The organism is Psychroserpens sp. SPM9, assembly GCF_025153525.1.
Classification (GTDB): Bacteria; Bacteroidota; Bacteroidia; order Flavobacteriales; family Flavobacteriaceae; genus Psychroserpens.
The window spans coordinates 1-11,644 of sequence record NZ_JANZNR010000012.1 but is presented as its reverse complement, the minus strand read 5'-3'; the positions used below and the strand labels follow the sequence as shown (position 1 = coordinate 11,644).

General features: G+C 28.9%; 9 protein-coding genes. All 9 read right to left on the bottom strand.

Annotated features, from left to right (window positions below):
- Positions 1 to 278: 278 nt before the first annotated feature.
- The 9 genes from N4270_RS16705 to N4270_RS16665 all read right to left on the bottom strand — a co-directional run bounded on the left by N4270_RS16705 (position 279) and on the right by N4270_RS16665 (position 11,338).
- Positions 279 to 788, bottom strand: a complete 510-nt coding sequence (locus N4270_RS16705; protein ID WP_260098497.1) for a hypothetical protein — start codon at positions 786 to 788, stop codon at positions 279 to 281.
- 129 nt (positions 789 to 917) lie between these two features.
- On the bottom strand, positions 918 to 1,367 hold the full coding sequence (locus N4270_RS16700) for a hypothetical protein (RefSeq protein WP_260098496.1): 450 nt from the start codon (positions 1,365 to 1,367) through the stop codon (positions 918 to 920).
- A gap of 842 nt (positions 1,368 to 2,209) precedes the next feature.
- On the bottom strand, positions 2,210 to 3,091 hold the full coding sequence (locus N4270_RS16695) for a tetratricopeptide repeat protein (RefSeq protein ID WP_260098495.1): 882 nt from the start codon (positions 3,089 to 3,091) through the stop codon (positions 2,210 to 2,212).
- A 219-nt stretch (positions 3,092 to 3,310) separates the two neighbouring features.
- The gene (locus tag N4270_RS16690) at positions 3,311 to 4,033 is read right to left on the bottom strand and encodes a DUF6090 family protein (protein WP_260098494.1); all 723 of its coding nucleotides are present in this window, start codon (positions 4,031 to 4,033) and stop codon (positions 3,311 to 3,313) included.
- Between the two features lie 200 nt (positions 4,034 to 4,233).
- A complete protein-coding gene (locus N4270_RS16685; RefSeq protein ID WP_260098493.1) occupies positions 4,234 to 4,740 on the bottom strand; it encodes a hypothetical protein in 507 nt (168 codons plus the stop codon).
- A 252-nt stretch (positions 4,741 to 4,992) separates the two neighbouring features.
- On the bottom strand, positions 4,993 to 7,869 hold the full coding sequence (locus N4270_RS16680; protein WP_260098492.1) for a DEAD/DEAH box helicase family protein: 2,877 nt from the start codon (positions 7,867 to 7,869) through the stop codon (positions 4,993 to 4,995).
- Positions 7,866 to 9,197 carry a site-specific DNA-methyltransferase gene (locus tag N4270_RS16675; RefSeq protein ID WP_260098491.1) on the bottom strand — a complete coding sequence of 444 codons (1,332 nt, stop codon included), beginning with the start codon at positions 9,195 to 9,197 and terminating at the stop codon, positions 7,866 to 7,868. Before N4270_RS16675 ends, N4270_RS16680 begins: the two co-directional genes overlap by 4 nt.
- Before the next feature lie 2 nt (positions 9,198 to 9,199).
- Positions 9,200 to 11,140 carry a DNA methyltransferase gene (locus tag N4270_RS16670; protein WP_260098490.1) on the bottom strand — a complete coding sequence of 647 codons (1,941 nt, stop codon included), beginning with the start codon at positions 11,138 to 11,140 and terminating at the stop codon, positions 9,200 to 9,202.
- Complete coding sequence (locus tag N4270_RS16665) at positions 11,141 to 11,338, bottom strand: helix-turn-helix domain-containing protein (RefSeq protein WP_260098489.1); 198 nt, start codon at positions 11,336 to 11,338, stop codon at positions 11,141 to 11,143.
- Between the last annotated feature and the right edge of the window lie 306 nt (positions 11,339 to 11,644).

The following is an 11,644-nucleotide window of genomic DNA, read 5'->3' as shown; positions in this document are numbered from 1 at the left end:
TGATTAAAAGTTTTAAATCGAAACCTACTTTTTTGTAGGAATTTTTTCGGCAGTGTTGTTTTTTGTCTTTCATTAGGTATGTTGCTAAAAGGTTTAATTTTTAGTCAACCTATTTCAGGAAAGTACGTTCGTTCAGCTTGCAGGTAACGTGTATGTGTATGGTTAGTTGCGTACAAGTACGCTGTCATTCTTTGCTAAGCAATATAGTGAATTATGCGAAAAGATCCTGCGCTTAGCCAACACTAGCAATTAACTATACACGTTGTTGGCTCAAGTATTTAATCAGTTATATTATATTGTTTCTTAAACTTACTGGCTTTTAGTACTTGAACAACACTAAAACCTAAAAATCCTAATGTGATAATTTTAAAAAGTATATTTTCTAAAAATATTGCTGGATTTGTAATTATCTGGATTACATATAATATCACAAATAATGAGATGGCTATTAGATTAGCTAAAATTGGCTTTTTGAAAACAAAAATTCCACAAATTATTAAAATCGATATGATAACTATATTAATGATTAAATCTATCTGACCAAGAGTTCCTTTTTTTGTTTCAATTACCACTCCGACAACCGTTAGCAAAGCAATTAAGAATAATATGTTTCGACTTCTATCAAGAGAATCAACAGAATCAGTTAAGATATTTTTATCAGTTATGAATTTTCCAATGTGTTTGGCTTTTTCCTCTTTGGTTCCAAAAAAAGGGAATTGACAATTAGGACAACTGCTAATATTTTGATTTACTTCATTTTTACATGAAGGACAATTAATTTTTTTCATATTTGTGCCAACGTGTACGTGTATGGTTAGTTGCGTGTAAGTACGCTATTATTCTTTGTTAAGCAATATAGTAAATTGTGAGAAAAGATCCTGCGCTTAGCCAGCAAAAGCAATTAGTTATACACGTTGTTAGCAAACGTTATTCTTCGTTATTCTGTTATGTAATTCATCAATTTCCGTCATTAGCATTTCGTTAAGTATAAATATATTAGATAAACTTTTTATATCTTTTTTCCTTGTTCCTCCCGAAAAAATTAAAAATTTATTCTTTAAACTAATTGCTGCATTTTTCGATTCCATCAAGGAATAGCTTGCAGAACTTCCCAGAATTAATTCAGAGTATTCGCTTTTGGTTCCAGAAAAACTAAATGAGTCAGATCTCATAAATGACATGTAAGATAATAACGTAAACAGCCTAAAATGATATAATTTACAAGTAGGAAAATCTACTTTTAAATCAGTTTTTCTAGATTTAATTGTAGTATAAGTCATTCGTTTATTCCACTTAATTTGAATTTCCAATGACCAATTTTTAAAACTTTTAACAAAATGTACTTCCCCTTTTTTATGAGTTTTCATTGAGTTAACGATAGATTCAGTGTATTTATAATTTTTATCCAAAAGATTTTTTTGAGTTTTTATTTTCTTTTATTAAATAACTTTAAGTTTATTAATAAGGAAATAAAAAAAAGAACAACAAATATTAATATTCCAATTAACATTGTATATATCCACAAAACTTCATTTCCATACTCAGGATAAATAAAGTGCATTAAGGAATCTGAAAAATAGAACAACAGTAGACAGCAAATGAAAAAGCTGAACAAATGAATTATTATGATTTTCTTTTTTGTCACTTTCTTTATGTTTGCTAACGTGTATGTGTAAGGTTTCGTTGCGTTGGTTTGCTTAAAATTAATAAAAGAAACCAAAACCACTGATGTTTTTGTCTAAAATATTCCAAGTACAAAAAAAAGAAGCAATGAACTTTACACGTTGTTATTTACTGTGCCGACACCTAAGAGTAATTACGCTGAGCTTGCGTTTCTGAATCAAGAGTACTCACATAACGCGAGAAGAGTAATCACATAAAGAAGTTTGAGTGATCACGTTTGCTAATCAATTGTTTTTTGAATCAGACGATTTCCTTTTGAATTGAACCTCTAATTTATAGATTTGAGTGGTTCTAGAGTTGAGTGAAAAACTTTCGAGATTGAGTGTGAATTACTAAAATTAAGAATGAATAATCTCTCCATTTGAGTGATTCGGAGGCATTGTATATAACGTGTTCGTGTATGGTTAGTAGTGTTAGGGAACTAAGTTAGCAAAAAAGAACGAAGAGTGCGGAAATTCGGCAGAATTTCCTGAACCATTTTTAAACACTATTAACTATACACGTTGTTGTACCACGTTGTTTTCTGTTATAAACTTTTCAAGCTGTCAATGGTTTTTGTAATTTTCAGACTTGGCAAACCTATTTCTTTTCGATTTGTATTTACTCTATTTATATCAGGTATCATATTTGAATTACCTCTACTGTTTTTGTAAGTTCCGTGAGTTTGAGGTCTATCATTATAAATCTCCAAATTGTCGTACATACTGCCTAATGTAATAGGTGGACACTGTCCTTTTTTTACAAGTTCCTTGATTTTGGGAATGAAATAACTCATTCTAATGCTATCATCGGTATGTAATAACAAAATACGAGGGTCGGCCGAACTAAAGTCAACACCAAAATTTCCTACAACTTGCTCATTTGGATAACCTAATTTTTCTAATATCTCTACAAGACGTTTATCGTTCTTTTTGAACACCTTTATTCTTTCTTCAGGATGTCCTAATAGAGCTTGGTCTATTTTTATCATTTCTTGTATTTCATTCCTCAAGTCCATATTTAGACTATTAATATATTTTTGTCGCATATTGTCATATTCCTCAATGAGCTTCTTTCCTTGTTCAGATTTAAAAATATTATTGAAAGATTCATCATTTTGAAACGTACCTAACGTTGAGCCTTTAGAAATTGCTTTTTTTATATATTCTATTGCTAAACTCTCTTTGTTTAATTCGGCGCAAACTTTTGCAAAAAAGTCGGTGTCACGTTGCATTCCCATTCTAATAGCCTCACAATTTTTAAAAGCTTTTTGATAATATTTATAGGCATCTTCATAATTCCCTTTATAAAACTCAACTTCTGCTTTTGCAGTATATGGATAATAATCTGTTATATAATTACATTCAGAATCTTCTTTATTTGCACAACTAATAAATAATATTAACAGTAGTATTGTAAATCTTCTCATAATTTTTTTTCAATGTGGTACAACGGTTTTGTGTATGGCTTGTTGCGTGCAAATTAGCGATTATTTTTCGGTTAGGCACAAGCCAGATTTTTAAATTTTACTATTTAACTTTTTATTGGAAAGTCGCCAAATTTAAAAATTTGGCGACTTTCCAAATATGCCTTATCTTCGGTTTAAGCAACTGATTAGCAATGAGCTATACACGTTGTTGTGCTTTCGTTATTTTATTTTCTTATTTATTTTTTCAATTATTTCTTGAGCACTTTTTTTATAATCTCTTAAATGCCCTAGATAGGTTTTAAAGTATAATATATAAAAGGTATTTGCTCTGTTCATATAATCGTCTGATGTAAGTAAGTATGTTAACAAGTCATCATTTTTTACAAAATTAATATAGTCCTTAAACCAAGCTTTGTTATTCTTAAAGTAGAAAAAATTATCCTCATAATCATTAACTACTTCTTGAAGGGCTACATTGATTATGGTATTCGAACTAGCATAAAAATCACTAATCTCGATAGAAAGACTATCTTGATGTGAATTGAAAACAGCACTATTATCTTCTAATAACTTTACACCACGTGTGTTTAATGTTATATCTGGGAAACCAAGTAGAATAAAACTACAGAGCTTACAATCTTCATAATCGTCTTTGGTCATATCGTTATCAATAATTCTTTTAAGAAAACTCTCTCTAATTGTACTGCTACTTAATACCTTATCAATATTTTCAATATCAGTTATAAGGTCAGTTTTAATAATTGAATACACGCTTTTCTTGTCGTTTTGATTTTTTTGCGCCTCATTCCAATTATTAATAGAGAGTGCAATCAAAATTCCAATAACAACGAGAACAATTTCTCCAATTGCATAAATCAAATACTTACTGAATTTATTTTCAGAAAGTAAATTTTGTCTAATTTTTCTAAAGAATTTTATCATTGGTTAGTTATTTCTCGAAAGTTAGGATAATTATTTCATTCCGTTCGAGTGAGGATAATGAAGCACAACGTGTTCGTGTATGGTTAGTAGTGTTAGAGAACTAAGTTAGCAAAAAAGAACGAAGAGTGCGGAAATTCGGCAGAATTTCCTGAACCATCTTTAAACACTATTAATTATACACGTTGTTGTAACACGTTTTTTTACCTGAATATATTTTTAATTCGTTCAAGTATACTTTCATTAGTTTTTTTTAAATTGTCTTTATTGAATTCAGAATATTCTTTTTTAGTCCTAAAAACTTTAAAATTTTCTTCATAAACAGATTCAGTATATTCTTTCCCAATGTGTTCAATTCCATTCTTGTCAATTAATATCGTTTTACAATATAAGTATCGATATCCAGTTTTACCCATTCTGATTTCCATAAAACCTTTCGTTATAAAGTCAGGTTCGAAATTTTGACTCTTTAATGTTTTATGTACAGTCTCTTTTAATCTAGGTAATTGTCTTAAAATTGGTTTTATTTCGAGTTCATTTGGTGTAATTGTATTATTCCAAAAGTCAATTTTCAATTCACTTACATTTTTTTCAGATGCAGCGTTAAAAACCCAATCAGCCATATATCCTTTGCTATAATAAAAAGTCGTACTAAAAAACTGTTGAGTTATAGTATTCGGCAATCCTTTCAGTCTATTTATTTTAGGCAATATTGTTTTTTTTAAATGTGTTACAACGGTCTTGTATATGAAAAGTAGCGGATTTTTACGCACTAACTTTTCGGATTATAACTGACCTCTAATTTATTCATTTTGTTTGGATTAAGTACTTAAACCGCTATTTTTTATATACGTTGTTGTACGCTGGCTTTCTTTCATTTCAGTCAGTTAGCGTTGGCGTGAAAGCTCTTTGCAACCGCAGGAACGAGGATTGCAATGTGCTTGAATATCGCGAAGGATTTATCATATAGAGAATATTACAAAGTTTAGGAAAGGTGAAATGTATTTGTTTATGATAGATTTGTGATCCTTTTCATATTCGAGTCTGTTATCAAGAGCTAATAATTGATTTAGTTTGTTAATTTTTTCGGGTATTAAACAAATTTCTTGTTTTTCAATTTTTATAAAATCAGTAAAAATTGATAAGTGATTTCTAAAATATCCATATTGATTATAAAGAGTTGTTCTCTTAGTCCAAATGTCTGTTTGAGAATATTGGGAGTTAAATAATTCATTTAACTCATCTAAAATAACTGTACGATTAGCTTCATTTACTAACAATAGATTTGGATATTTTTCGCGTAAAATGAGTATAGAATCTATTGCTTCTTGTATTGATTCGTTTGAAGAATCATAAAGTGTGTTAACTCCAAAAGCAAACTCAAAAAAGTTCAGTGATTTAGTCTGTAAAATTATTTTTAAACAAGCTCTGTATGGGAATAATAGTCTTGTGTCATTTGAGTCTTCTAAATAAGTAGAATACCTTAACATCTGACGCTTAAAAAGCATTTGATTATCAATTTCACCTTCCAAATATTTTTTTCCTAAAGGAGTGATGTTGTAATTTTTTTTATCCTTTACAATCAAACCTAAACGTAATGTATGAGAAACATTATTATTGTTGATTTTTGCTTCTTTATTTGAAATAGTTGTTTTATTGGGTTTGAATTTTTCTATCGTTGGCACAACTAAACTTTTAAAGTACGAGTCAACTGAATAATCACCAAGAGTTTTAAAAATTCTTTTATAGCCACTTTTTCTTTGTTTCTTGCCATATTTTACAGCTGGTTCATAAAGTGTGTTTGATGGATTTGCATTCACAGTTGCTATCTTTAAATAAAGTTTATCAGCAAAATCATCAATATTTATGCTGTTCGGTAGAAAAAAGCTTAAAGGTTTTTTACCACCTTTAGTATATTTTGAAAACTTACCTTTAACAGCACCTTGATTTATCTCATTAATCCATTCATCTAATCTATCATCCTGGTCCCTTAAAGCTTGTAAAACAGAATAAACCATTTCAAAAGATTCCATATTAACAATATCTTCAGAGCTTGAGTTATCTGGTATTAATACTGGAATTATAAAGAAAGCTGTTTTATCAGGAGTATTTATTGGTTTTCTTAATGCCCTACCGCAAGCTTGGACAATATCAATTATCGAATTTTTGTTATCAACAAAGTAAATAGAATCTATTATTGGTACATCAACCCCTTCTGTTAAACATCTTGAATTAGAAATAAGACCGTACTTTGCATTTTTAAAACCATCAAGCTTTTCTTGTCGGTCACCAGCTGACATACTTCCATTTATGTGGTCTATATATAAATCATCTGAAACAACAGTGCTATTTACTTTAGTAATTAGAGTTTTTAAATTATTACCATTACCTATATCTCCAGAAAAAACTTTTGCATTATTTACAGATGAATGAAATGAAATAACTTTATTGATTGGATATGACTCAATAGCTTTCGCTAATATAATTTGAGAAAATAAAGTTTGGGCGGTAGTAAATGTTTTATTTTCATCTTCGTCTAAAACTTCTAATTCCTTATTATTTGCAATCCAATTTTTTAATTCAGACTCCTGAATACCAGCAACAATTATTTCATAATCAGATATTATTTTATCATTAATGGCTTTGCCAAAATTATAGCTATGGAATAAATTCCCATAAATCTTTTCATCATCCATTGAGAAAACTAATCTATCATTGTCTTCTGCTATTTTTTTAAGTTTAGGCCTAAGCATACGCTGAGTTGCAGTCATAAATAACCGTTTAGAACTTGGTATATTATTGTCATCTAATGCTAATGAAAAGAGACTTGATTCTTTAGCTCCTGCGGTTCTATGGGCCTCATCAAATATTGTTAAATCGAAATTAAAATCATCAATCCCTAAAAAGGCTTCTGCTATTACAGGCAAAGACTGATATGTTGAAAATATATATTTCTTTTGAATGTTATTGGAATGTAAAAAATCAGAAATCTCCGTTACATTAGTTGTAACAGGTACATTCAATTCAGAAATAGCAATATCTCCATTGTCCTCTTCATTTAAAGAAACTGATTTATCACTGCAAACTGCTAAATAAGAGAATGGACTGTTGCTTTGATTTGCCCAAGCCTCTAGAGTTTGCTTAATAAGAGCTAAGCTTGGAGCTAAAAAAAGAACTGTATTAGCTTTGATTTTCTCTGTTATCCATAAAGACGTTAAAGTTTTTCCAGTTCCACACGCAGCAATAACTTTACCTCTATTTGAGTTTTTAAAGCCATTTATCGTATCCTTTATTATTTCTTTTTGAAAATCATATGGTTCATATTTTTCTCGGGAAATAACTTTTTGTTCATTAGCTAAAGCATACAACGATTGAAAAAAATCATCTCCTAACACATCAAAATCATCCACTAATATTTGTAAATGTTTTTCTTGTTTTTTTGATAAGTTAGTTACCGAATAGCAATTTGCAATTGTATAATTTATATCTGTATGCTGAGCTTCAACCCAAAATTTGGCTAATTCATCATAACTTGGTTTTTTACGGTCAGTCCTAAATTTTGCTTGATAACCTGCACCTTTACCATTATTTAATATAATTAAACCGTCAACACCACTATCTTTTTTTTCTAATTTATATTTATCAAGATATTTTTTAGGAATATCAGTTGAACGATATAACTCATTAATTTGATATAATTGTTTGTTTAGCAATAAATATGCATAAACAAACTGCTCAAATACTTCTCCTTTATCATAGGTCGTTGGTAATTTTTCAATTTCTTTTTCAAGGTTACTCCAATCGGAATATTTCCTTTTGAGTACTTCATTATATATCATATTAACTCTAATTCAATAATTGACTCTCTCATTAACTTGTCATAATTTAAATGCAGGTCTGTATTCTGTTGACCAGAAGCTCTAATTTTACGAGCATAAAAGATGTTATTTACTTTATATCCTGTTTTTTCAGCTATATCACAAATTAAAAGGTCTGTTGGAACCATTATTCCTTTATAACCTGAATTTGCAACTACTATAAAACATTTGCCACCTTTCACAAGCATAGTTGATTGTCTTTTTAATATTTCAAACATATCATCAAAATACCCTCTTAACATATCTGGAATATTTTTATTCCAAATATTGTAGGTAGAAATTAGATTTGCTATTGTGTCTACGTCAGATAAATGATGTTGTATATTATGGTCAAACTTGGAATTAACGTGAGACCTCATAGCTATTGATCTATATTTAGCAAATCCCTTGTAACTATCAACAAAACCACCCAGCCAAAACTCTAATTTATATACTTCACAATAATCAAAACAATTTGCATATGGAGGAGAAAAGATTGATATACCTACTTTTTTATCGATTACTGATTGATAAGTTTCATCTATTAAAATAGAACTATTGAAAAATTGATGTTTAGTTTTTTTAGAATATGATGTTGCGTTAATGTCATCAAGCATATGTAAACATTTTGATAAAAAATAGTCATAAATATTATCAACCTGTCTTTTATTTTTTTTCAATTTAAGACCATTACCATCTTTGACTCTAATTGAAGCATCTTCAATAATTGATAAATATGCAAGCATAAGAAGGTTTTTAGCCTTAACATCTGTTAGTGAATCAATAAACCCTTTTATCCTTTGTAAATTATCTAGTTTTTCTTCAATAAATGATGATTCAACTACTTTTGGCTTTTCATTAAACTCCCATTTTTTTGACTTATCAAAGCCTTTTAAAATAGTTTTGATTTTGTTTATATCATTAGCTGTGTAATCTTCCAATTTTACTTTTGAAGCAAAAAATGCCATTGGATTTATATCTATACCTAAAGAATTATAACCCAATTCTTTCGCTACCAAGTTTGTTGTACCCACACCAGAGAAGGGATCCAAAACATATAGGTTTTTATCTGGATTTACATCATTTAAGATTGATGCAACTAAATCACGTGCATAACCTTGTTTGTAATCGTACCAACTATGAATAGGTATTTCTTTATTTGTACTAAAATTGACTAAATTTTTATACTCATCTTTAGTAACAAAATCATATTTATTAATTAAACGAGCTATAATATCCTTATATCCTTCAAGTAGGTCTGTATGATTGTCAGTATCTAATACTACTTTGTCTTCACTTATTCTGCTCATTCCTAATACATTTTTTTTAAATAATTTTTGTTGAATTTTGAAAACAATTTATGCTTGTTGTTTTGTAAATAAGATTTTGAAAAACCCTCTATCAATGGTAACGAACTGTTTAGAAAACTCATCAGCCAATCATATTTACTTACTTCATCAATTTTTGAAAATTTTTGATATAACAAGTCTAGCTCATTGGTAAATGATTCTTCACTTTCATATGATTTCAAATTTTTATTATTGCTCTTTTGAAAAACATAAATAAAATCGCCATAAGGTGAGCCATCAAATCTTGTGTGAGCAGTTTGCTTATAATTATCTACACCACTTTGAAAATATATACCGTTTTCAGCAAGAGTAAACCCAGAACGAAATATTGAAAAAAGTAGAGCTAACCAAGCACTTATATCTTTATTATTAAAAGTTAAAATCATATACTTCTCAGGTTTTAGAACCTGAAAACATTTATTAAATACACTAAAAAGATTGTCTTCATAAGTATACATTGATTTAGCTCCTTTAAACCCTTTTTTTCTATTAGATATAGCCTCTAAAGAAAAGTCAGGATGGTTTTTGTACAAATCTTTATTCCATACATACCAAAAATGTGATAATTCTAAATACTGAACATTACTACCATAAGGTGGATCAGTTACTATAGTATCTACACTATTTTTTGGTAGATTAGACAATGCTATACTATCGTTATTTAAGAAAAAGTTAGATTCTTTCTTTAAATCTTTAAAGCTATCCGCTTTCATTAAATTATAATCAAATGTATTGTTATAGGATAATGAATCTTTAACCCGTTTTAACGACTTGATAAATGCAGACAAAATATTTACTTCACAAAATTGGGAAGGAATCCAAAATGCGTGCTTGCTCCAAGTAGTAGGTTTTCCTCCTTGCCAAGCATCATTTGTAAATGACATTATATTTGTTTCTTTCACAGTATTGCTAAAAGCAATTCTCAATAAACCATAGTCATTATTTGAAAGGGTGTTTTTTTCTAAATCGATATAATACAGTAAAATATTATTTATTAATAAATTCCTTTCAGTAAATAAATCTTGGAAATTTATTATGCCTTTCTCTTCAAGAGTATCTTCCTTTTGTCTATCCCAGTTTTTTGGTATTACATCTTTCGAGATATTTATCTTATTTTCTTTAATTATACTTTTTAGATAAGTAATATGTTTTTTTAAACGATTTAAATCTTTTTTTAATGGTTCATATACGATTTTATTTCTGTTAGAATCAAAGCCTACTAAATAAAGATATTGGTGACCAATTCTTTTTGAATACCTCTGAGCAAAACCCTTTTTTTCAGAATGACTATTTAAACAAGATTTATTTAAACATTTATAATAACCAGGTTTGTTTCTTAGTTCATTAGAAAGTATGGTTTCATTATTACAATCTGGACAGATAACTTTGAAAGTAGTTTCAATCCAATCAATATAAATCCTTTCTCCCTCAAAATCAAAGAAGTAATACTCTTCATATAAACTGCCTAATTTTTCAATTACTGATTTAAAACTTTCAAAAAGTTGCTTAATGTTATCACCTTTACTTACCATATTATTGATGATAAATACTGATAATGGATTTAAGTCGTAGCCAATTACTTTACGGTTAAGCTTTAGACCTTCATAAAGTGTAACACCTCCTCCACAAAATGGGTCTAGTATAATTTCATTTTCATTACTAAAAGATTTAATAATTTCAGAAAAAACATTCCAAGGTCTTCTAGCGAAATACTTATGTATTTTGTAGGGTGCTGTATGAGCTAAAGCTTTTACTGGTTCATAAACATTATGACTATTGTTGTCAATTTTTTTTTTGCTTGTATTAGTACCAAAAAGATATAGTTGCTCGGATTCAGAAACTGAAGCCATTTTAACTAGCTCATTAATTTCATCTTCGTACTTAGATATAGAATTATGTACCATTTATAATTTTGTTCTTTCAATTAATAATTCTTTGACTTCAACATTTAAGATTTCCGCAATCTTGTATAAGTCCTCCAAACTTGGTTGTCGTCTGTTTTGGGCGTAAGAGTTTACCATATTGTAGCTCTTTCCAAGTTGTTCAGCCAACCATCTTTGCTTAATTCCCTTTTGTTCTAAAACCTCTTTTATTCGGTTCATTTTTGAATTGTTTAATTCAGTCCACTAAAATAAAAGTATTTATTTAATATCTCACTAAATGAGCATTAAAATCACTATTCAGTTTGGATGGCGGTAGAGAAGTGAAAGCTCTTTTGGTTTTTCAGGGTTGGCTTTGAGCGTTGAAAAAAAACCAAATGTGCTTGAACTTGCGGTGGCTCTTTGTATTATACTGAAATAGGTTGACCTTTTTTTGGTTCATTTTTCGTCAATTAAAAGGTCAAATATTCTAAATTTTGTTTGTTCTTTTTGTAGGAACAGTATTTTACATTTTGGTTAAGATGAACA

Bases quoted from the DNA above. Each gene is read 5' to 3' on its own strand.
- N4270_RS16675 (WP_260098491.1), bottom strand. From the start codon at position 9,197: ATGAGCAGAATAAGTGAAGACAAAGTAGTATTAGATACTGACAATCAT.
- N4270_RS16695 (WP_260098495.1), bottom strand. From the start codon at position 3,091: ATGAGAAGATTTACAATACTACTGTTAATATTATTTATTAGTTGTGCA.
- N4270_RS16665 (WP_260098489.1), bottom strand. From the start codon at position 11,338: ATGAACCGAATAAAAGAGGTTTTAGAACAAAAGGGAATTAAGCAAAGA.
- N4270_RS16680 (WP_260098492.1), bottom strand. From the start codon at position 7,869: ATGATATATAATGAAGTACTCAAAAGGAAATATTCCGATTGGAGTAAC.
- N4270_RS16700 (WP_260098496.1), bottom strand. From the start codon at position 1,367: ATGAAAACTCATAAAAAAGGGGAAGTACATTTTGTTAAAAGTTTTAAA.
- N4270_RS16670 (WP_260098490.1), bottom strand. From the start codon at position 11,140: ATGGTACATAATTCTATATCTAAGTACGAAGATGAAATTAATGAGCTA.
- N4270_RS16690 (WP_260098494.1), bottom strand. From the start codon at position 4,033: ATGATAAAATTCTTTAGAAAAATTAGACAAAATTTACTTTCTGAAAAT.
- N4270_RS16705 (WP_260098497.1), bottom strand. From the start codon at position 788: ATGAAAAAAATTAATTGTCCTTCATGTAAAAATGAAGTAAATCAAAAT.